This is a genomic window from Fictibacillus phosphorivorans, from assembly GCF_001629705.1.
Classification (GTDB): domain Bacteria; phylum Bacillota; class Bacilli; order Bacillales; family Fictibacillaceae; genus Fictibacillus; species Fictibacillus phosphorivorans_A.
In genome coordinates this window covers 1,024,269-1,046,496 of sequence record NZ_CP015378.1, presented here as the reverse complement: position 1 = coordinate 1,046,496, position 22,228 = coordinate 1,024,269, and the positions used below count along the sequence as shown (strand labels likewise).

Annotated in this window: 24 protein-coding genes and 1 other annotated feature; of the genes, 6 read left to right on the top strand and 18 right to left on the bottom strand. The window is 39.4% G+C overall.

Annotated elements, in window-relative coordinates:
- The first annotated feature begins 68 nt into the window (after positions 1–68).
- Positions 69–1,130 (top strand): DctP family TRAP transporter solute-binding subunit, encoded by a 1,062-nt coding sequence (locus tag ABE65_RS05340; RefSeq protein WP_066392135.1) that lies wholly within the window; start codon positions 69–71, stop codon positions 1,128–1,130.
- Positions 1,131–1,164: 34 nt separating this feature from the next.
- Here ABE65_RS05340 and ABE65_RS22385 read toward each other — a convergent pair whose 3' ends face one another.
- Both ABE65_RS22385 and ABE65_RS22170 read right to left on the bottom strand, forming a co-directional pair.
- On the bottom strand, positions 1,165–1,347 hold the full coding sequence (locus ABE65_RS22385; protein ID WP_082861300.1) for a cysteine-rich CWC family protein: 183 nt from the start codon (positions 1,345–1,347) through the stop codon (positions 1,165–1,167).
- A complete protein-coding gene (locus ABE65_RS22170; RefSeq protein ID WP_269148793.1) occupies positions 1,340–1,570 on the bottom strand; it encodes a winged helix-turn-helix transcriptional regulator in 231 nt (76 codons plus the stop codon). Before ABE65_RS22170 ends, ABE65_RS22385 begins: the two co-directional genes overlap by 8 nt.
- Before the next feature lie 230 nt (positions 1,571–1,800).
- On the opposite strand from ABE65_RS22170, the gene ABE65_RS05330 reads away from it, so the two are divergent.
- Complete coding sequence (locus ABE65_RS05330; RefSeq protein ID WP_066392134.1) at positions 1,801–2,361, top strand: GNAT family N-acetyltransferase; 561 nt, start codon at positions 1,801–1,803, stop codon at positions 2,359–2,361.
- Between the two features lie 191 nt (positions 2,362–2,552).
- Complete coding sequence (locus tag ABE65_RS05325) at positions 2,553–3,743, top strand: endonuclease (protein WP_419471034.1); 1,191 nt, start codon at positions 2,553–2,555, stop codon at positions 3,741–3,743.
- Positions 3,744–4,077: 334 nt separating this feature from the next.
- Here the strand turns inward: ABE65_RS05325 and mraY are convergent, their stop codons facing one another.
- Positions 4,078–5,031: a phospho-N-acetylmuramoyl-pentapeptide-transferase gene (mraY, locus tag ABE65_RS05320; RefSeq protein ID WP_066392131.1), complete on the bottom strand. Its 954-nt coding sequence runs from the start codon at positions 5,029–5,031 to the stop codon at positions 4,078–4,080.
- A 220-nt stretch (positions 5,032–5,251) separates the two neighbouring features.
- On the opposite strand from mraY, the gene ABE65_RS05315 reads away from it, so the two are divergent.
- Complete coding sequence (locus ABE65_RS05315; RefSeq protein ID WP_066392130.1) at positions 5,252–6,919, top strand: serine hydrolase domain-containing protein; 1,668 nt, start codon at positions 5,252–5,254, stop codon at positions 6,917–6,919.
- 50 nt (positions 6,920–6,969) lie between these two features.
- Here the strand turns inward: ABE65_RS05315 and ABE65_RS05310 are convergent, their stop codons facing one another.
- The 4 genes from ABE65_RS05310 to ABE65_RS05295 form a co-directional block, all read right to left on the bottom strand.
- Entirely contained in the window at positions 6,970–7,665 is a 696-nt protein-coding gene (locus tag ABE65_RS05310) for a DUF3600 domain-containing protein (RefSeq protein WP_066392128.1), read from the bottom strand.
- A complete protein-coding gene (locus ABE65_RS05305; RefSeq protein ID WP_066392126.1) occupies positions 7,665–8,240 on the bottom strand; it encodes a sigma-70 family RNA polymerase sigma factor in 576 nt (191 codons plus the stop codon). The genes ABE65_RS05310 and ABE65_RS05305 overlap by 1 nt, the downstream gene beginning before the upstream one ends.
- A 490-nt stretch (positions 8,241–8,730) precedes the next feature.
- Positions 8,731–9,522, bottom strand: a complete 792-nt coding sequence (gene fdhD, locus ABE65_RS05300) for a formate dehydrogenase accessory sulfurtransferase FdhD (protein ID WP_066392124.1) — start codon at positions 9,520–9,522, stop codon at positions 8,731–8,733.
- A 17-nt stretch (positions 9,523–9,539) separates the two neighbouring features.
- Positions 9,540–9,884 carry a Na-translocating system protein MpsC family protein gene (locus ABE65_RS05295; protein ID WP_066392122.1) on the bottom strand — a complete coding sequence of 115 codons (345 nt, stop codon included), beginning with the start codon at positions 9,882–9,884 and terminating at the stop codon, positions 9,540–9,542.
- Positions 9,885–10,235: 351 nt separating this feature from the next.
- On the opposite strand from ABE65_RS05295, the gene fdhF reads away from it, so the two are divergent.
- Together fdhF and ABE65_RS05285 are read left to right on the top strand one after the other, a co-directional pair.
- Positions 10,236–13,205 (top strand): formate dehydrogenase subunit alpha, encoded by a 2,970-nt coding sequence (gene fdhF, locus ABE65_RS05290; RefSeq protein WP_419471046.1) that lies wholly within the window; start codon positions 10,236–10,238, stop codon positions 13,203–13,205.
- A 15-nt stretch (positions 13,206–13,220) separates the two neighbouring features.
- Positions 13,221–13,700, top strand: a complete 480-nt coding sequence (locus ABE65_RS05285) for a helical membrane plugin domain-containing protein (protein WP_066392118.1) — start codon at positions 13,221–13,223, stop codon at positions 13,698–13,700.
- A 221-nt stretch (positions 13,701–13,921) separates the two neighbouring features.
- Here the strand turns inward: ABE65_RS05285 and lysS are convergent, their stop codons facing one another.
- The 11 genes from lysS to ABE65_RS05230 form a co-directional block, all read right to left on the bottom strand.
- Complete coding sequence (lysS, locus tag ABE65_RS05280) at positions 13,922–15,478, bottom strand: lysine--tRNA ligase (protein ID WP_066392117.1); 1,557 nt, start codon at positions 15,476–15,478, stop codon at positions 13,922–13,924.
- A gap of 66 nt (positions 15,479–15,544) precedes the next feature.
- Positions 15,545–15,817, bottom strand: a binding site (T-box leader).
- A gap of 109 nt (positions 15,818–15,926) precedes the next feature.
- Positions 15,927–16,253, bottom strand: coding sequence for a hypothetical protein (locus ABE65_RS05275; protein ID WP_066392116.1), 327 nt, complete (start codon positions 16,251–16,253; stop codon positions 15,927–15,929).
- Entirely contained in the window at positions 16,253–16,588 is a 336-nt protein-coding gene (locus ABE65_RS05270) for a hypothetical protein (protein WP_066392115.1), read from the bottom strand. Before ABE65_RS05270 ends, ABE65_RS05275 begins: the two co-directional genes overlap by 1 nt.
- Positions 16,589–16,624: 36 nt before the next feature.
- Positions 16,625–16,960, bottom strand: a complete 336-nt coding sequence (locus tag ABE65_RS05265) for a hypothetical protein (RefSeq protein ID WP_066392114.1) — start codon at positions 16,958–16,960, stop codon at positions 16,625–16,627.
- A gap of 4 nt (positions 16,961–16,964) precedes the next feature.
- A complete protein-coding gene (locus ABE65_RS05260) occupies positions 16,965–17,294 on the bottom strand; it encodes a hypothetical protein (protein ID WP_066392108.1) in 330 nt (109 codons plus the stop codon).
- Positions 17,295–17,303: 9 nt separating this feature from the next.
- The gene (locus ABE65_RS05255) at positions 17,304–18,122 is read right to left on the bottom strand and encodes a hypothetical protein (RefSeq protein WP_066392107.1); all 819 of its coding nucleotides are present in this window, start codon (positions 18,120–18,122) and stop codon (positions 17,304–17,306) included.
- Positions 18,123–18,131: 9 nt separating this feature from the next.
- The gene (locus ABE65_RS05250) at positions 18,132–19,724 is read right to left on the bottom strand and encodes a ribonuclease YeeF family protein (RefSeq protein WP_066392105.1); all 1,593 of its coding nucleotides are present in this window, start codon (positions 19,722–19,724) and stop codon (positions 18,132–18,134) included.
- Positions 19,721–20,008 (bottom strand): DUF5344 family protein, encoded by a 288-nt coding sequence (locus tag ABE65_RS05245; RefSeq protein ID WP_066392102.1) that lies wholly within the window; start codon positions 20,006–20,008, stop codon positions 19,721–19,723. Before ABE65_RS05245 ends, ABE65_RS05250 begins: the two co-directional genes overlap by 4 nt.
- Positions 20,001–20,414: a YwqH-like family protein gene (locus tag ABE65_RS05240; protein ID WP_231887893.1), complete on the bottom strand. Its 414-nt coding sequence runs from the start codon at positions 20,412–20,414 to the stop codon at positions 20,001–20,003. Before ABE65_RS05240 ends, ABE65_RS05245 begins: the two co-directional genes overlap by 8 nt.
- 289 nt (positions 20,415–20,703) lie before the next feature.
- Positions 20,704–21,261, bottom strand: coding sequence for a GNAT family N-acetyltransferase (locus ABE65_RS05235; protein ID WP_066392099.1), 558 nt, complete (start codon positions 21,259–21,261; stop codon positions 20,704–20,706).
- Between the two features lie 97 nt (positions 21,262–21,358).
- Positions 21,359–22,216 carry an amidohydrolase family protein gene (locus ABE65_RS05230; RefSeq protein WP_066392097.1) on the bottom strand — a complete coding sequence of 286 codons (858 nt, stop codon included), beginning with the start codon at positions 22,214–22,216 and terminating at the stop codon, positions 21,359–21,361.
- Positions 22,217–22,228: the final 12 nt, after the last annotated feature.

Sequence of the window (22,228 nt, the reverse complement as noted above, 5' to 3'; positions counted from 1 at the left end):
CTATTGTATCATTTCCATTTCAATATGTTAGACTATTTAAAAAAGTAACGGATTTGGGGTAGTTCATGATGAAATCGTTCATTGGGATCGCGCTGATACTAATTGCGGGTCTAGCCGTATCAATCTGGATTGGTTTTCATACAAAAATGGCAGAAGGCACACTTCCCTTTGATGATGATCAAAAAGGTATTCAAGATCAAGTCGTCATCAAGTTCAGTCACGTAGTAGCAGAGAATACGCCTAAGGGGCTAGCTGCGCAGCGTTTTGCAAAACGAGTAAACGAGAAATCGAATGGTCAGATTAAGATTGAAGTGATTCCAAACGGTGGACTCTACTCCGATCAAGAAGAGCTAGAAGCGTTGCAGCGTGGAGATGTACAGATGATCGCACCTGCTACGACAAAGCTAAGTTCATTTTCACCGAAGTGGCAGGTTCTCGACCTTCCATATGCTATGCCTACTTCTGAAAGTATAATAAAAGCGTTAAACGGAGACATCGGTAACACGTTGCTACAATCCTTAGAAAAGAAACAGATAAAAGGGCTCGCGTTATGGATCAATGGATTTAAACAAATAACTACGAACGATGGTCCTATCGTACACCCCGATCACTTAAAGAGACAAAACTTGCGCATCATGCCGAGTAAAGTACTCCAAAAGCAATTTGATCTAGTCGGTGCAAAAGCTGTTGGATTAGATTTTAACGATACGTACCGATTATTAGAGTCTAAAGAATTAAATGGTGAGGAGAACACGATTTCTAACATTTATTCTAAAAAATTCTTTGATGTACAAAGTCACCTAACCATAAGTAACCATGGATTTTTAGGATATGCTGTAATCATGAACGAGGAATTTTGGAACAATCTTACGAAGCAGCAACAGAGAATCATAACCGAAGCAATGAACGAAGCTACCCGCTTGAACCAGAGACAATCTTTTGCGATGAACGAGGAACAGCTTGACTTAATCGAGAAAAACTCTTCAATCCATATTCATTACCTGACAGAGAAAGAAAAAAGAGAGTGGGCGAAGCGTTGGGAGCCTGTGTATCGAGCGTTTAAAAGTGATATTGGAGAGGATCTTCTTTCCAAGATGATTCAATTAAGAGATTCCTATAAAGATTTTTAACCGAGAACAAATACAGGTGCTGATTCTTTAATAATCAGCACCCCTTTTTATTCCATTCATCCACACACGTCTGGCAAATACACGTTTCACGATTGGAAGAAGCACATTCAAGAAGTTGAGATGGGATCTGAACTGTCATGCACCAACAGAATTCTGGGTTCTTTTCGTTTGAAATCGCACAAGCGTTGTCACCCTTACATAACGGACACTCAGACATGATTTTTCACCTTTATCTGCATCTCTTTTCCCCATTCTGCCAAAGATTTCAGTGATGGAATCAAAGCTTCTCCTGCCTCTGTTAAAGAATACTCCACTCTAGGCGGTATCTCCATGAATTGCTTTCTTACGATTAGACCTTGTTTTTCCATCTCTTTTAAAGACTGAGATAAAACCATGTTTGTAATTCCATCGACCTGACGCTTCAGTTCGTTATAACGAATCGTTTTATTTTTCTACAATGCCCATATGATCGGAAGTCTCCATTTACTACCGATTAGTGTTAGAGCAAAGGTTAACGGGCAATCTTCTTTTCTCATGAATCCGTCCTCACTCATATTACGGCCCCTTTACTCAGTTTTTACTGACTTAGTAAGAAATTACTGCATACTTGTTTTCGTCTTTCTATGTAATAAAATTATAGCGTAATGAACTACGTAAGGGAGTGTTTAAAATGGAGTTAAACTACGAGATTATTCCTGATCATGAGATTGAAGTCTGCCGTGACCTCTGCAATGAACTCATGAAATATCAAAAGGAAAAGGCGGTTATGAGCCCTGAACTATTTGACACGATGAATTTTGACACACGTATGGTTCCATCTGTACATAAAGCCATGCATAACTATATCGTTGTAGTTAAAGATAGAAATGAGCTTGTTGGCTATGTGTATGCAAACATCTCTCTTAAAGGAGTGTACCGCAATGATTTCGCCACCTTCTTTGACATGAATTCTGTTCAGAGAGAAGCAGTCGGCTGTTTATCTCAGTTTTATATAAAAGAAAAGTACAGACAATACGGAGTGGGTTCTAAACTATTTAATATGTCTATGGATTGGCTCTCTTCTTTTGAAGAAGTGGATGATTATTTTATCTATGTATCCAGTGGTAATGATGACGCCCTATCTTTTTATCAACACAAAGGGTTTACAATCAGTCATGAGATATTAGATGGTTTCATAACCGTATTACGCAGTAAGAAAGTAAGTGAAAATGAACATAACCACATATTTTAGGTCCATTTAACTGTTTTTCTTCGCCTATTTAGTTCCTCCCTTTGTAGCTAGTTTTCTCGTTTTACAAATCTGTAAAATGAAATTAATAAAAGTATTGTAGAATAAAACCTGTTTCACCAACATTTTGAAATATGTGAAACAACTAGAAATTCAAGCTACAAGGGGTAAAAACTAAATGGATGGAGGCGTTGATGATGAAAAGGCATGAAAACAAAAAGTTTCTTTCACTTTTCTCAGTTGTAATTGCTTTAGTAGTAAGCACGTTAGCATTTATTCCAGCTCTTCAAGCTGCAGGCGATGGATCGTGGACTAGTCCTTATTCAGTTTCACAAAGTATCTCGAATCAGAACAACTCTACAAAGACAGTTCAAGGTTATGTAGTAGGACAACCTACCGCAACAACTACCGTAGTAACAAGCAATTATCCAAACGATTATGCACTTGCTCTTGCAGATAGTCCTACTGAAACAAACACAGCTAACATGGTGTATGTTCAGATTCCTACTTCTTTCCGATCACAGTTTGGTCTAAAAACAAACCCTACTCTAAAAGGTCAATCCATTAAAGTAACGGGAAGTCTCGCAGCATACTTCTCACATGCTGGTTTAAAAGACCCAACAGTAATGGAAAAAACATCTGGTACAACACCAACAGATCCGCCGACAGATCCAACAGATCCTACTGACCCACCAGCATTCGATGAATCATATTACGATCCTGCTCAAGGAAAAACGGGAGCAGCATTAAAAACAGCTCTTCACAATATCATCGACGATCATACAGAACTCTCTTATGATGCCGTATGGAACGCACTTAAAGTAACTGATCAAGATCCAAACAACAGCAACAATGTCATCCTTTTATACACAGGCCGTTCACAGAGTAAATCAACAAACGGTGGAAACGTAAACGATTGGAACCGTGAGCATGTGTGGGCAAAGTCACATGGTGATTTTGGAACCGCCATGGGTCCAGGTACGGATATTCACCACTTGCGCCCAACGGATGTAAGTGTAAACAGCTCTCGTGGAAATCTTGATTTTGATAACGGTGGCACTCAGCATTCCGAAGCACTTGGTAACTACTATGACAGCGACTCATGGGAACCACGCGACGCAGTAAAAGGCGATGTTGCCCGTATGTTGTTTTACATGGCTGTTCGTTATGAAGGGGACAGCGGTGAACCACAGCTTGAACTCAACAACAACGTCAATAACGGAACGGCTCCTTATCACGGAAAAATGTCAGTGTTGCTTCAATGGCATTTAGAAGATCCGGTTGATAACTGGGAACGAAACCGTAACAACATCATTTTTGAACAATTCCAGCATAACCGCAACCCATTCATCGACCACCCAGAGTGGGCTGAGGAGATTTGGTAGAAAATTGACTGTGATGCCAATCCCTATATTGAAGGGCAGACTCCATTTTTAGAGTCTGCTCTTTGTTTTGTTATGTGGTGGATGAAGATGCATGGTTTACGTTGTTTTACGGTACGTGTTTTGATTTTTGTTACACGTTCACCGGTAAATGCTGCGTTTTCACCTGAGATTCACATGGATTAACCTGTAATGTCTCTACTTTCACCTGTAAGGAACCTCGTTCCACCTGAAAATGCTTCGGTTTCACCTCATCAGCCGTTTTCCACCGCGTAACCTTTTCAAAAAAATGTAAAACTAGCTTAAAAGGGTATTGGATTACCCTTTTTAACTAGTTTTACATGAATAACTCATAATAGATGAGACAAATGCCACACGCTGCCCACGAAACCATTGCAAAAACCGTAACGATCATATTCTCTGACCATCCATATTTGATTCCATAGTGATAATGGATAGGTGTGAACCGAAACAACTTCTTTTTTGTTCGTTTAAAATAAGCGACTTGAATGATGACAGAAAGCTGTTCTGCGAGGTAGATGATAAACAGGATAGGAATTAAGATTTCAACGTTTTCAATGATGACAAGAAACGATAAGGTTCCCCCAATAGCGAGTGATCCAGTGTCACCCATGAACGCTTTTGCCGGATACAGATTATATATTAAGAATCCTAAAATCGTAGCCATCATCACTAAGCAAAAGACTTTCACTTCCGTATTCTCACTGATTACAAAGAAAAAGAAGTATGTAGGAATGGCCACCATGCCAAGAAGCCCGTCCATGCCGTCTGTAAAATTGATTGCATTCGCCGTCCCGACAATAAACAGTGTGATCAGGATGAGGTAGATGATGTAAGGAAGAACAATGTTAAAAGATTCCGTCACCCGTATGCTCGTATCAATATCGAAAAGATCGATTCCTACATATAAGAGAACGATGGTAAACGCGAACTGAAATTTTAGTTTTGTCTTTCCAGATACCCCGCCAGGATCTTGTTTGGAAGCTTTCCAAAAATCATCTAGAAATCCAATGAAACTGAACAATATAAACGTTGCCACAAGAAAGAGCATGACTGGACTTGTCGTGTAATAATAAAGAGCAACGAAAATCCCAACAAAAAACACACTTCCTAACATTAAGGGCGTTCCCTTCTTTTCTTGATGATCTTGAGGAAGTTCCACTCTTATGGGTTGTGTGAGCTTTAGTTTTTTTAACGTTGTGATTAACAAAGGGGCAAATATGACCGTTAACAAGAATGTGATTAAAGCTGGTGCTAGCTGTAAGAACACGACTGTAGTCTCCTCTCTTATTTCTCCACTGTAACTATTCGAGAAAAGATGAAAAGTTCCTTTAAAATTGTAGGGGGTCTGACCCGGGGTCAGACCCCCTACAATTTCTCTACAATTCAACTAGTACAAAATGCTATGGGACTTCCGAGTGATAGACACCTTACCCACGGATTGCTACTGTAAGTAAGTGTAAGAATATTCAGAATAAGGAGAATGACTAATGAGCGGAAAACGTGTTTTAGTTTGTACCATGCTAAGTACAGCCATGTTGTTATCCAGTTTTACTCCTGCCATTTTTGCAGAGGGCTCCCCATCTCAACAAAATAATCGAAAACATTATGGGGATTGGAATCACCCCTCTCAATCATCACCTGTTCTACATAGGGGAACACCTGAAAGTGCCTCACTGAAAAGAGAATCGCTAGAGCAAATCGACTCGTTTATTGAGAGTGAGATGAAAAAACGAACCATGCCAGGCGCTGTCGTTCTCATCGCTAGAAGCGGAAGCATCGCAAAGCATGATGCCTATGGCTATTCCGCTCGATACATAGACGATCAGTTCACAGAAATGGATCAGCCTGTTGAGATGAGAAAAGACACGATTTTTGATATCGCTTCGATCTCTAAACTCTTCACAACAACGGCTGCAATGAAACTTTATGAACAAGGAAAGTTCAATCTAGATGATCCTGTCGGAAAATATATTCCGGAGTTTAATGAAAACGGAAAAGAGAGCGTAACCATCCGGCAGATCATGACGCATACTTCAGGGTTTACGGCTTGGATTCCTCTATACAACATGGGATCAAATCGCGAGGACCGATTGCAGATTGCTTTAAAGTACGGGTTAAAAAACAAGCCTGGGACAACGTATACATACAGTGACCTAAATCTAATTACACTTGGTGTTTTAGTTGAAAGATTGTCAGGTCAACGTCTCGATGACTATGTAAAAAAGAACATCACTGAACCTCTAGGAATGAAAGATACGATGTACAATCCTTCTTCAGATCTTCGTAACCGCATCGCAGCAACAGAATATCAGCCAGCAATCGGACGCGGCATGGTTTGGGGCAGCGTGCATGATGAGAACGCGTGGAGTTTAGATGGCATTGCAGGACATGCCGGTGTCTTTTCCACTGCTAAAGACCTCGCCATTTTCGGCCATATGATCTTACAGGATGGAAAGTACGGTAAAACACAGATTCTAAAGCCAGAAACGGTTAGCTTATTAACAGAGAACCAGCTCCCACAGTTTCCAACCGACTCACATGGACTAGGCTGGGAATTAAATCAAGGTTGGTATATGGATGCTCTCAGTAATGAAGAAACACTGGGACACACAGGATATACCGGAACCTCAATGGTTGTCTCACCAAAGAATAAAACGATTGTACTTACCTTAACGAATCGTGTCCATCCTTCTCGTGCAACAGTCTCGATGAATCCGATTCGACGCAAGGTCGCACAGCTTACAGCGGATGCAATCTCGGTTCCTCTTCATCATAGAGATAAAGCTTGGTTTTCAGGATATGGCGATAACCTGAAAAAAGGGTTAACATTTGAAGTCGGTAAAAATCAGGATACTCTTCATTTTAACCATTGGTTCAGTATTGAAGATGGAAGTGACAAAGGTTCCGTTCAAGTATCAAGTGATAATGAAACGTGGACAACGTTACCAAACATCTATACCGGAAAAGAAGAAACATGGGATCGCGAAAAGGTAAAGCTCCCTGAAGGAACAAAGTTTGTCCGCTTCCTCTATGAAACCGATGCATCTGTAAACGGTAGAGGATGGTATGTAGATACTGTATACGGAAGTGATCAGCGTGGAAAGAAGAAAGAATTAGCACCCGTTCAAAACGATTGGATAGAGCGTGGTTGGTAAAACAAAGAAAGCAGTTCCACTATTATTGGCGGAACTGCTTTTTTCTAATTTTATTGTCTTTGTTCTTCTTGTAATTGGTATACACTATGTATAAATTTCTGTGTAAGTTTAAATTGTTCTTGATATTCCTCCGGTAAATTATCTATGACAACGGGTCCTTTACTCGTATCAATTTCTGCCTTTGCTAGAATGGTTTCGTACGTCATGAGCGCATCAATAAATAATTTGTATTCATAGGATGAAAGCAATTCCTTGCTCGAAACATCACCGTTCAATTTATCAAAATAAGGTTGAAGTACAAAAGAATTTGCTCTTATCTTTTCTTTTTCTTCTTCAGGCATCAGGTCATAATTAATATTACCAAATGAATCACCATACTTAAGTTTTGCATCTGTCAGTACACTTAATGATCCTCGAAACTTCTCATACTCTTCCTTACCCATTTCTCCTTTTGCTTCTGATAGCTTTGCATCAAAAGTCATGTAACCCTCTAACGTAGCTGAAGCCACATGTTTTTTCACGTTAGCAAAAGAACCGTATAGACCGTCTGCTAACAACGATTGATATGCAAATGCACTCGTTGGAATGATAAATAATGCAACAAGGAAAGCAGCTACATATCTTTTCATGCCCCAATTTCTTTTTTGTGTAAACTGACTCATAACCCTGTTTTTTAATTCAGGTGGTGGATAAACATTCCTAGCCTCTTCATTCAGTGCCGTTTTTAACTGGTTTACATGTGCCATTAAACATTCTCCACCTTTCTTAAAAAAATGTTTCCTAACTCTTCTTGTTTACGCAGCTTCTTGAGTGCTGTATGAACTCTAGACTTAACTGTTCCAACTGGAATTTTTAAAATAGATGCTACTTCTTCTTGGGAATGCTCATTAAGATAGCGTAATATAATGACTTGCCTCAATTTATACGGAAGTTGTTCTACTAATTGAACGAGTTGTTTATTTAAAAGGCCATCGACAACTTGTGGAGAAAAATCATCTTCAACCTCAGAAGGTTGCTGAGACATCTTTTGGTAGTTTCTAAAACTGATCCACCGCCTTCTTCTATAAGCAGAAATTTGTTTGATCGCAATCCCTTTTAACCATGGTCGAAATGGTTTGTCTGTGTTGAAACGATGTAAATTTCTTAGTACTTCTACATAAATTTCTTGAACGACATCATCAACATCTGATTTATCGTCTAGTAAAAAATGAACCGTTTGATACACGTCCTTCACTGTATTTTCATATAGTTCTCCATAAGCATGCTTATTTCCAGATCGTGTACGTCGTATAAGTTCTTCAAACTTTGTTTTTGTATCCACTCTTACCTCTCCTTTACCTTTCACTATCTATTGGTAAGAACATTCCATTTCGTTCATTTTTTCTCAAAATAAAAAGTAGTTCCGCAATATGTCAGAACTACTTGGACAGTTATTCTTTGATTATTATGTTAATAGAAAGCTATTTTCTAACAGATTGTTGCTTTTTACTCCTTGTCATCTTTGTCAGTTGATTGGAGTGGAAGGTGCGAGACTCCTACGGGACAGGCGGGCAGTTTGAAAAGTGGAAGTGGCTCGTTTAGCCCAGACAAGCAAAAGTTGAATGGGCTATGAAGGCGCACTTTGCCTTCTTGACCGTTGAACTTTTGACCTCGAGGGGCTAGCCACTGCAACTAGACAGGTGAGACACTTAAGAGTGAAACGTACGAATGTGGCTCACCGCCTGCCCCGTGGAAAGCGAGCAAGCCTGGAACGGAAATGAACACTTCCAAAAGCAACAAAGTTTACGAAAACAGCCTGTTAACTCTTAGACTCATACAACAATCCGCTCAGGGCGTGTATACACATTCATAGAATCTCCTCTTACAAAACCAACCGTCGTAATTCCGAGTTCTTCCGCCGATTGCAGAGCAAATTCTGTGGGAGCTGATTTAGAGAGGACGATTTCACAGCCGATTTTGGCCACTTTTAACAAAATCTCAGAGGAAATTCTTCCACTAAACACGAGAATCTTATTTCCTATGAAAATATCATTCTTCAAGCAATATCCATAGATTTTATCGAGGGCATTGTGACGTCCAATGTCCATTCGGCTCAGCACGATTCCGTTCACATCACAAAGTGCGGCGTTATGCACACCGCCTGTTTCTTGAAAAACACCTGCTCCCATCTGCATCTCTCGCATCAATCGAAAGCAGTCTTCAGGCGTAACTTTCACCCTGACTTCATTCATCGTTTTTGCTGTTCGTGCATCATTCGCAAAAACAAAGCCTTGTCTGCTCATGCCACAGCATGATGTTATGTATCTTTTATTCTGCAGATTTTGATAGACCGGGTTCAAGCGATCAGTTGTCACATGCACAAAGCTACCGTCTTCTTGCACCCATAGGTCTTTAATATCTTTATAGTTTCGGATGATTCCTTCAGAGGCGAGATAACCTACGACCATATCCTCAATGTATTCAGGGCTGCATACCATCGTAACAAATTCTTCTCCATTGATTTTAATTGTTACAGGAAGCTCGGTTACAATAGTGTCTTCTTTGTTCACTGCAAGTCCGTTCTTAATCTGCAGAATGCTGCGCTTGGTCACAATCGGTTTCATAGACAATCACCCCTTCGCTACGCGATCGGTTTATCAAAAACAAATACAGACACTGCCATGTCTTCATCCACTTTGAAATCTGAGAACAGATGAACGAATTTTGCACCAGTCACATCTTCTAACCCCTCTGGTGGAGCTGTTGCGTATACATCCTGAATCAGACGCGTCCTTGCAGCATGCACCATCTCCTTGCCTTCAGCCGTTCGGGCGATGAACTTTTCAGTTGGTGTTAAATTTCCGTACATGGTTGAAATCGCCATGTTTTCCACAAAGACCGTATGTATTTTTTCAGGTCCTTTTCCTAATAAGTTCTTACGGAGTTTACGAATAATATCATTAAAGTCATGCACTTTCTTCGTCATTCGAACATCACCACTATTTCTCCATTTTTTACTAATCATACATGATGTACTTACTTTTCGCACGTGATAAAAATGAAAAGCTAGAATACAAGTCTTGTTGTTTCTTTAAACTGTAAACGCTATAATAAAAGAGAAAAGTTGGTAGAGAAAATCGTTCACACTGTTTTTTCCTCCATCTTGTAAATTACATAATGATCTATCTTTTAGTAACAATAAAAGAGATTTAATGCTGGATTGGCCTAATGGTATGACCTGCTATTACACTATTCCACCATGAATTCACATTTTCTGTACGTCTATAGAATTTGTGCTTTCGTGGTGGATTTTTTTGTACAATCAGTCATTTTTACGATGATTAAGTATCAACAGAAAGGAAGAATAGAAATGGATAAGTTGATTCAAATCTCAATTGACGGAAATAAATACGAAGCTCCTTCTGGCACTTCCATTCTCGACATTATAAATAAAAACGATCTTTCTCACCCCCAGATTTGTTATACACCACAAGTCGATCCGATCGAAACATGTGATACCTGTATCGTGGAGGTAGATGGCAAGCTGATGCGTTCGTGCTCAACAATGGCACTCGACGGTATGACAATTGAACGTTCTTCTTCGAGAGCAAAGGATGCGCAGAATGAGGCGATGGACCGCTTGCTCGAGAACCATCTTCTCTATTGCACGGTTTGTGATAACAACAACGGCAACTGTAAGCTGCATAACACAGCAGAACTGATGGAAATCGAACATCAAGCGGTTCCTTATTCACCGAAAGAAGAACCGGTGGACCTTGATATGTCTCACCCGTTTTACCGATATGATGCCAATCAATGTATCACGTGCGGTCAGTGTGTAGAGGTGTGTCAAAACTTACAGGTAAACGAAACACTATCCATAGACTGGGAACGCGAACGCCCGCGCGTAATATGGGATGCTGGATCAAGTATCGACGATTCTTCGTGTGTCAGCTGCGGACAATGTGTAACCGTGTGTCCGTGTAACGCTCTTATGGAAAAATCAATGCTTGGCGAAGCGGGTTTTATGACAGGATTGAAAGAAGATCTACTTGAGCCGATGGTCGAACTTGTAAAAGAAGTTGAGCCTGGATATAGTGGTATTTTCGCAATTTCTGAAGTGGAAGCCGCTATGCGCGAAACACGTACGAAAAAGACAAAAACGGTTTGTACGTTCTGTGGAGTCGGCTGTTCGTTTGAAGTATGGACGAAAGGCAGAAAGATTTTAAAAGTAGAACCGAGTGAAGGTCCTGTGAACGCGATCTCCACGTGCGTGAAAGGAAAGTTCGGCTGGGATTTCGTAAATAGCGAAGAACGCCTCACTACACCACTTATTCGTAAAGACGGTGTTTTTGTAGAATCCACTTGGGACGAAGCACTTTCAGTAATAGCTGATAAGATGAGCGCGATAAAAGAAAAACACGGTAGCAACGCGCTTGGCTTTGTTTCATCATCTAAAATAACAAATGAAGAAAACTATTTGATGCAAAAATTCGCGCGACAGATCATCGGAACGAACAATGTTGACAACTGCTCTCGCTATTGTCAGTCTCCTGCAACCGACGGATTGTTCCGTACGGTTGGTATGGGTGGTGACGCAGGAACGATTCAGGATATTGCGCAAGCTGGTCTTGTCATCGTCGTTGGTGCCAATCCGACAGAAGGACATCCCGTTCTTGCCACTCGTGTGAAGCGTGCGCATAAACTGCACGGACAAAAATTAATCGTAGCGGACCTTCGTAAACATGAACTCGCTGAACGCTCAGATATTTTCATGAGTCCTAAGCAAGGTACAGACCAAGTTTGGCTCATGGCGGTGACCAAGTACATGATTGATCAAGGCTGGCACGATCAGAAATTTATTGAAGAGAATGTTCATTACTTAGACGAGTTTAAAGAAGTACTTGAAAAATATACGCTTGATTATGCAGAAGAAATTACGGGTCTTTCACAAGAAACGATCATTGATGTGGCGAAAATGATTCGTGACGCTGACGGCACTTGCGTTCTTTGGGGGATGGGTGTAACGCAAAACACAGGTGGAAGTGACACTTCTGCTGCCATCTCGAATTTGCTGCTTGCAACCGGCAACTATCGTCGTCCAGGTGCTGGTGCTTACCCGCTTCGTGGCCACAACAATGTTCAAGGTGCTTGCGATATGGGTACATTACCAGCTTGGCTTCCAGGGTATCAGCATATTACAGATGACCTCGCTCGAGCGAAGTTTGAAAAAGCATATGGCGTAACGATTGATAGCAAACCTGGTAAAGACAACATCCAGATGGTCGAAGGCATCGGAACGGGCGAGATCAAATCCATGTATTTAGTCGGTGAAGACATGGCGCTCGTTGATTCAAACTCCAACCATGTTCATGAGATGCTCAGTCAGCTTGAATTCTTTGTCGTTCAAGATATCTTCTTAACGAAAACTGCACAATACGCAGATGTCGTTTTACCTGCAGCTCCTTCTCTAGAAAAAGAAGGAACATTTACGAATACGGAACGCCGTGTGCAGCGTTTGTATCAAACATTACCTACAACAGGAGGATCTCGTCCTGACTGGGAAATCATTCAAGCGATCGCCATTAGATTGGGTGCTGATTGGAACTACAGTCATCCGAGTGAAATCTTTGAAGAGATGGCGGGTCTCTCTCCTCTTTTTGGCGAAGCAAACTATGATGTGTTAGAAGGCTGGGGGAGTTTCCTGTGGGGTGATTTTAGCGGTAAAAGCACACCACTTCTTTACACAGAAGGCTTTAATTTCCCTGATAAAAAAGCACGCTTTGCCTTATCAGACTGGATGCATCCGGCAGAGTTTCCAGAAGAGTTCGACCTTCATATCAACAACGGACGCATGCTCGAGCATTTTCATGAAGGCAATCTGACGAATAAATCGAAAGGCATTCAGCATAAAGTGCCTGATGTTTTTGTTGAAGTATCACCTAGTCTTGCAGAAGAACGCGGTGTTATCGATGGATCTGTTGTACGCTTGATCTCGCCGTTTGGTGCCGTAAAGTTGAATGCACTCGTTACAGACCGTGTGAAAAACAACGAGCTGTATCTTCCGATGAACTCTGTGAACAACGAGACTGCGATCAACTTTTTAACCGGTCCAGCTGTCGATCATCGTACACATACACCAGCTTATAAACAGACGAAAGTACGAATGGAAATCATCAGCCGTGAAGGTGAAGTGAAGCTACCTGGCAACAACCCAAGAAATAAAAAACGCTATCCGCAAATCGGTGTTGAAGTACAGCGTAAATGGAACCGTCCGGGCTATGTTCACTTGACGGATGAAGTGTAAGGGGGCGAAATTCATATGGCACAACCAACTACGGTTATCAAAAAGAACACAAAAACCGAAGAGGTAATTCAGCAAGAGAAGCTGGTTGAATTGCAAAGAGCATTAGCTGAGAAAGATGCTGCGCTCACAAAGGCGCTCGATTTTATTGGTGAGCTAGACAAAATCGGCGCATTGGAAGCAGCAAACTCCATGCTCGTCGCAAAAGATAAAATCGCAAGCATCACACTCGGTCAAGCAACCCGCGAACCTGTTACGAACATGATCAACAACTTGATGGGTGCAGCAGGTGTTCTGACGAAAATGGATCCAGAGGTTACGGCTAAGCTGCTTGATAGTGTTGTTGTTGGCTTGAAGCAAGGTGAGGATTTTGTGGAGAGCGATAAGAAGGTTGGCGCGTTCGATCTTGTGAAGTCTCTGAAGGACCCTGATATTAACCGAGCGATCGGCTTTGGTCTTCATTTTTTGAAGGGTATGGGTCAGGAATTGAAGAAATGATGATAAGGTGAGGTGACGCTTTGGTGGCGTCACCTTTTTATATAATCTACTAAAATAACTTGCCGTTGAGTTTGGACAGATTATTGTATAGTTTGGACAGATTATTATGGAGATTGGACAGATTACTATGGAGATTGGACAGATTACTCAACGAATCGGACAGATTATTGCTAAGATTGGATAGATAGTCCTCAAGATCGGACAAATTATCATGTCAAACCCTATACTGGATAGTCCAATAAAGCAATTAACCGCTCTCTGCCAACAGAATGTATGAGTAATGGTATGCGAGGACCACTGTTGCTGTTCAAAACCAGTTGATAAATCATGCTAAATAATCTTTTTTGGTTACTTTTCTTTAGTTTGGGATCATCTACATGACAAATATCGTAAACGCTTCTCATCAACTCTTCATCATCCTGAAGGTCAGCTTTAAACCTTAATAACTGCACAAAACCCTCAATCCATTTTTTCTCCTGATCCTGAAGTATCCCGAAATATTCTCGATTTGTTTCTTCATTAACCTTAAGCACTTTCTCTGAACACCAATTTTTCAACCAATATTCAGCTCTTTCACAAACGCCAGCTACCTCTTTCAACGTATACGCCTCCCCTGTTCTCTCCAACACTTCACGAACGAGTGAGGTATCGAAATTTACAAGCGGCAATATACTCGCCACATGGCTAAATTTAGGTACACGCCTTAAACCAGATGTTACTGAAGAAAGTTCCAATGCTGTTGAAATCTCTTCTTTCAATTGACCTTGATTTGCTTGGCCAAATCTTTCATACTCTGTATAGTTCCTGATCACGTCATCATCTAACCCAATATGAAAAGGAGCATTCTGCTGATACTTGGCAAACATGAAAAGGATGACTTCTGGTGTATAGATCTTCAATAACTCTCCTGGTGTAATATTGTTTCCTGAAGAACTGGACATCTTCTCACCAGATCCTTTAATACTGATAAAATCATACGGTTCGTACTCTGGTGCTTGAAAGTTAAAGATATGAGATGCGATCTCCTTGGAAACATTAAAGCTTCCAGTCGCAGAAGAATGGTCTCTTCCACCTGGTTCAAACACCACATCTTCAGTCTGCCATCTCATCGGCCAATCCACTTTCCAATTCAATTTAATGTTTGTCGCTAGTGCTACCTCGATAGAGTTTGAATGACCACATGAACAAGTGTAGCTTAATCTTTCATCTTGAAATCTGTGAATGTGGACTGTATCTTTCCTGCAAACTTCACAATACACATTAACTGGATAAAATCGCTCTCGTTCTTCCATACTGTGTTCACTAGTTTTGAAATTCATTAAGATATCATAAATCTGCTTGCGATTTTGAAGAGCATGAAGTATCTGAGCTTGATACCTTCTTGCCCCATACTCCTTGCTCTGATAAATAAAATCAGGAACGATCCCGAACTCTCTCAATGACTGTTCAAACTCTTTTTCAAAGTGCTCAGCGTAAGAACTGTGGCATCCAAACGGACATGGAATCTCTGAGTATGGCATTCCAATGTATTGCTCAAAAGTAGAATCCACAATTTTAGGGACTTTACGAAAACGATCAAAATCATCCCATGAAAAGATAAATCGCGTTTTCTTCCCTAGGTGTTGCAATGCTCTTACAACGAAATAAGTGGTAACCACTTCTCTAAAATTTCCGATATGAACCGAGCCTGACGGACTTATGCCTGATGCACAAACAAACGTCTCTCGATCTGGGTGCTTTCTAATTAATTCTTCTGCTATACGAAATGCCCAATGCATGTTTAAATCACTCCTCATTCTTTATGAAAGAAAAACAAAAAAGCCCTCACCCCCAAGATTATTCATCTTGAGGACGAGAGCTTATTAGCGTTCGCGGTACCACCTCAGTTTGTTCATATGTCACCATATCAACCTCTTCAGGTACGGCAATGAAAAAGAATCACTTGCGTATACCCTATCTCTATAACGGGAGATCCCGTTGTAGTATCAGCAAAAATATCTTTGCATCCGTACAAAGCTCAGAGTCTTTTTTCGTTAAGGTATTATTGCTCTTTCACACCACCCAAGAGCTCTCTGGAAATAATGTTACTTAACTACTTTTCTCTTCATAGCCATAAAATGTTAAATTTTTATTAGTATAATCAGTTTTGTGGAAGTTGTCAAAACTTTTTATAACGGACAAGAACCTCCAATCCTGTTGATTGGAGGTTGCCATCTAGCGCATTCTTTAATGGTTCTCAATGACCCTTAAAACATAGTCACATAATTCATAAATGATTATTCCTGCAATTGTATAGAGAAATGCATATCCTAAAAGATAAATTCTTTTTACAAACCAATTATGATGATCAACTCTTTTCCCTGACCAATAAGCGATTCCCATAAACAGAGCTGAGAGTACATTCACCGTTTTAGTAAAAACGGTATCCGCGTTCCTAAACGTTCCCCATTCGTACCAATCAATCATTGTGTTTCCTGCTAAAAATATGGCTAAAAAGTAAGCTCCTTGCGTTCCTAGTATCGCCATCAAACCAATTCTTACTAGTTCAGTCATTACAGAAAAACATTCCTCTCGAGGTAAATGAGAACAGAATTGATCAGTTTAAAGGCAATCATTGCAAGGATAATATAAAGAAATAAATAACCGCTTAGTAGCACTGGTCTCAAAAACCATTTCCGCTTTTTTACTTTTAAACCTGCCCAATAAGCGACACCAAATACGAGTGCCGTTAAGAAATTCACGGTTTTCTCAAAAATATTACTAGGATCCGGGAAAGTTCCCCATTCATACCAATCCATCATCACTTGATATAAAACTATTAACGAAAAAAAATAGGCAGCTTGTGATGCTAAAATACCTGCTAGGCCAATTCGTATTAATTCTATCATTCGTAACCTCATTTAAGTATACTCTTAAAACGGCAATTAAAATTTCTTATATTCTATTAATCTTAAAAAATAATCAACAGTTTGATAAAACGTAACTGAAGCTAAAATAAACAAAACTGCATACCCTAAAAGATACACTCTTTTTACAAACCAATTATGATGATTTACCCTTTTCCCAGCCCAGTAGGCAATACCAATAAAACTTGCTGTGAAACCATTAATAACGCTGACAAAAATATTCTTGTTTGGGTTTGGTAGTATGCTCCATTCATACCATTCAATCATTGTATGACCAGCTAAGAAGATAGCTAGAAAAAATCCACCTTGAGTAGTTAAAACAAATATCATTGCTAATCTAATTAATTCAGTCATTAAGTCAAATATTCATTTCAATATAAGTAAGGATTGAATTTAATAACTTATAAGTAATGATAGCAAGTATTATATAAATAAATAAGTAACCTAAAAGATATAGAGGTCTAATAAACCACTTCTGCTTTTTAACTTTTAAACCTGCCCAATATGCTACACCAAAGACTAGTGCAGTTAGGAAATTAACAGTCTTCTCAAATATATTACTTGGTTTCGGAAACGTTCCCCACTCGTACCAGTGCATCATGGTCCCATATAGTAAAATAAGTAATATAAAATAGGATCCTTGGCAAGTTAGTATCATTACTAGACCAATTCTGATTAACTCTATCATAATTACTCCTTATGTTAATTTTGCTAATTCTTTAATTAATTCAGTTGAAAAAGTTCTTACACCATCCAAAATGTCATTCCATTTTTCCTCGTTAGCCAGATGTATCTTCACTGGCACTTCTTTCTCATGTTCATATTCTGACAACCAGACTCCGCTAGTTGAATTAAAGAAAAAAGCAGCATTTTGGAGATATAATTGTCGGTTTTTATCAATTGAGAATAAAGAAATATTCTCCATCATATGATTATTAGCTTCTAGATCAGGAAGAAACTTTTCAAAAGACACCTTCTCCAATGAAGTTCCTGTAAAGCTCTTCTCTACCTTTTTTTGCTTTTTAGGATTGCTGAGGATATCAAATTGTTTATCAGTTAGATAAAAGCTATAATCATATTCATTTTTCGTAAAAGAATAGGAGTAAAAGTCCTTTATAATATTTGGTATTTCCTTTTCCTTCATAAACGCAAACTCATGTATTACATTATCATCAATATAATGATATAGCCATGTATCTTCTTTAATATAGTGAAGAACCAAATTAGCCTTTTTCCACTCATTGGTCGCTCTAATCATGTATTCACAATTTGCATAAATTTCTAAGAAGGTCATGGTTTCTTCACTAATAGGATTTAATTCATTTTTATGATTCTCCTCATTCCATATTCCCTTCATTCTAAGTTGATTGACCGTTGTATTAAAAATTGCGATTAGTTCACTTTCTCCTTTAGGTTTGATGAAGTCATGAATCATAATGCGTGCTTCTTCATCGTATTCTGCAGTACTTAATAAAACTCCTAATTCTTCAGTAGTCATAGTAATAATATGATCCATAATATCCTCCTATTTAAACCAAGATCCAATAGATTTAAAAGCCTTTCCTGCTTTATCCGTTACATTCTTTCCAAACTTCACAGCTGACTCTGCCATTTTACCACCAGCATCTTTTATAGAATCTCCATATTTTGAACTGATTGCAGCACCCACTACTGCTCCTACTGCTCCTCCTACTACTATACCAACTGGCCCACCAAAACTACCAATCATTGCTCCAGCCTTCGCCCCCATTGCAGTTGCACCAAGGTCTGTTATAACACCTGTTGCCGCCCTACCAATTTTATTTTCAAACGACTTATCCGCATTATTAGGATCCGTAAATTCAGATAGATTTGAAACAATTGTAATTCCGTTTCCAACAACAGGAATGCCTCTTGCAACTTTACTCAATCCTTTTGCCTTAGCTACATTGCTTGCAACATCCTTCACACCGAACTTAGCCCTCTCAGTTGATACACTCATTTGCTTTGCTAAAGTTTGAGCTGCAGTTTTATTTTTGGTGAAGCCTGTTATATGTTTTAAAAAGCTTGCAGGATTAGAATACCCTCTAGCAAATTCCGCTGCTTTACGTGCTAGAGGATTGGTTGGAAGTGACCCTTTCTGCATTTTATTTATCATACTTGCAACAGGGTTTTTATATCCTGAAGAAGCTTTCCATGAGTCTTTCGCACGAACCGTAAACGTATAGTTTCTTTTGAATCGATCGGCAAGAGAAGGCTTACCGTTTGGATAATGGATCGTTACTTGTCTTGATAGAACGGTATAGTATCCAGCAACTGCCATACGTGAAACAACAAATAAATTATCTCCCCAGTCCATAGAGTCTTTTATTTTACTGAAATACTCTAGTATATTATGTGCAACTTCTGTGTATTGCTTGTTCTTTAGTTCATTTTTTTGTTCTACAGATAAAAGTTCTTCTGCGCGTATTAGTAGTGTTGCGTGTAAATCTTTATACCATTCTTTCGTTTTGAAATCTCCTGAATTGTATTCTGTCATGGAGAACTTACTGGATGACACAGCATTCGTAAGGCTTTCAATATAATTAGTAAGAAGAGATACATCTCCTAATAATGCTGAAATCCCTTGGACTTGCTGCTGATCAAAACGATTTAAATTTTCACTTGTCTTTTTTTCTTGGTCTATTCCTTTATTAATGCCATTGATTACTTGAGCATCCGAGATGTTTGGAAGGGAAACAATATCTGAAACTGTATCAGCTGTTTGGTTGATTTCATCAGTAAGATTAACGATATCAGTTCGTAACTTTTGAAGAACTGTAGTCAGTTCATGATCTAAAAAGGATGTATTTACATAGGCAGAGCCTGATGAGTCAAATGCTTTTTCTTCTGATTGATACATGTCCAAAAAGGTAAGGATTTGTGTAACCGTTGTTTCATAGAATAAGAGGAGCGGGTAATGACTCTCACGGTAGAAAAGCTTAATGGCATCTCCGCCTTCACCCGTTAACGCACTGTCAAGCGAAGCAATCTCATTTACTTTACTGGTTAATTCTTTCATTTCGTTCAGCTGATTTTTTAAATATTTTCGAAGTGAATCTACCCATGTATCTAAATTCTGGGCATCTAATGCAATCATACCATCCCTCCTATACGTGTATATCCAGCAGCGGTTTCATCCGTCTTTTTAACTGTATCAATTAAGGAGTCTGTTTTATTAAGTTGTTCACTTAACATGGATTGATATTTTATAACTGCATCGTTTAAATTTTTCATCAATGTCAGCATTTCATTAAGAGATTCAAGTTTATTTCTTCCAAGTTCCGCGGTGGGAAGATCTGTACTTACAGTCTGTAATGCTGATCTCGTACTTGAAATGGCTGTATGAACGGTAGAAAATTCGATTTTTATTTCTTTACCCATTAGCAGCTAACTCCTTACTCTGACTTTCCAACTGCGAAAGTCTAGCTCGTTGGCTTGAAACTTGTGATTGTAACGATTGGATCTCACTTTTGAGTTCAGATATCTTGTTTGCAAGCGATTCTTTCAATTGTGAATATTGAAAATTGATAAGTTCATTTAACGGTGTTACCATGGATTCTTCTCGTATACCTTCAAATTCCTGAGCATTACTACCCATCCAGTTTTCAGAATGAAGCTCAGGCTTTTTTATTAAACGAGAATAGTTTTGAAGGTCATCTTCTAGAGGAGCAAGCTGACTTTCACACCGTTGTAATCTTTCCAACTGTTCTTGTTTAACCATAGCTGCGTGATTCAGATGACTGATTGCTGTATGAACAGATGAAATTTCCGAAGAGAGCTGTTCCATTTCCAACTTTGTTGCCTCCTTATTAAAGCATCCCTGAAATTTTACCTAATTTTGTAATTTTAGTAAATGAAAATAAAGTCCCGTTTCCCGGGTATTTTAAACAATTCTCATAAATCTTTTTACTCACAAATACATTTTTGTAGTTCTAATGCATCATTTAACATATCCCCTTTTTTTCCATAATTTGAAACCTTTTCTTATAACATTTTAAGACGAAATTAATTATAAAAAAAGGTGAGCATTTAGCTCACCTTTAATATAAATTACACAGTCGGACACCTTTTCAATATCATCTATTAAACTCAAACTCCTCCCTCAAAATCCCCATAACAATCGTGTCATAGTACTTGCCATCAATATAAGCATCGTTTCTAAGACGTCCTTCAATCACAAAACCGCACTTCTCATAGGCGCGTATCGCGCGTGCGTTACCACTCCATGTATCTAGTTGCACCCGCTTTAAATTCATCGTATGAAATAGGTAATGAAGCAAAGCTTTTAATGCATCTGTTCCATATCCTTTGCCCCAAAGTTCTTTCTCACCAATACCTATTCCTACCACACATCGTCGTGCAATAATATCTAGGCTGCGGTATCCGATCGAACCAATATGACGCGCGTCTTCTCCTTTTGTGTAGATCGAGAATTCTCCTACTTCACGTCTATCAATCGTACGAATATCTTTTTCATAGCTTGCTTCGATCTGTTCCAGTGGCATATGACTATATCGATAATAACCAGAACCCGCATCAAATGTAGCGGTTTCTTTATCATTTCGCCAGTGATATGTTCGCTTATGATCTTCAAGTGAAACGGGTCGTAACTCTACTTTTTTTCCTGATATCATAGTGGTGATCCCTTCTTTCGGCTTGTAATCTATTAAATTGCTCAACATCAAAACTGTAGATACGTACCATTGGCATCACCCCTCTCACAACTGTAAATTATTTTAAATACGCCTTTATCTTCGGGAAAATCTTTACCGCTGTGTTGTAAAAAACATCTTCATGATATTCTTCAGGAATGATCTCCTTTATAAAGTCAATATACGGCTCTACCGGCACAAGGGGCCAGTCTGTTCCGAACAAAAACTTTTCATAGTTATCCGTGAACGTTAACGCATGGCGCAAGTGATTGAAGAAGCGCGGTGAATCTTTGTATCTTGTAATATCTTCACTTGTTCCAACAACTAGACCTGACAGATCAGCATACATATTACGATTCTTGTAAACAACTTCTGCTCCGTCTAACGTCCATGGATCGCCGAAATGTGCCATCATGAAGTTTACGTCACGGTGCATTACCGCTACTTCATCTAGTGTTAGAGGATGAGAGTACTTCAACAAACCACGCTCTGAATAAGTATCACCTGTGTGAAAAACGACAGGCAAACCGTATTTAGCAGCTAGCTTATAAACTGGCTGATACACCTCATCATACGCAAAGTACGGGTAATAACCAAGGTAGATCTTAATACCCACAACTTCAGGCCGCTGCACCGTTTCTTCAAGTTGTATCAATTCACTCTCACCTAAGTGATACGGATTGATGCCAGCACAATACACGACGTTCTCAGGTATTTGCTTATCCAGATCGATACCCATTGGGGTTGGAGCTAGCGGATCTGGAAAACCCTCTACCTCTTTTTCTGTTAAGCCCATCGCGATGCCTAGCACTACGCCAGATTCACGGTACTCTTTGACGATTCCTTCATACGAATAGTCAAGTTTAGAAAGATTCGTTGCCGTATGTTTAAAGCTTTCAATATTTGAAAAATGCATGTGTGCATCGATAATTTTCATAAGTTTGCCCTT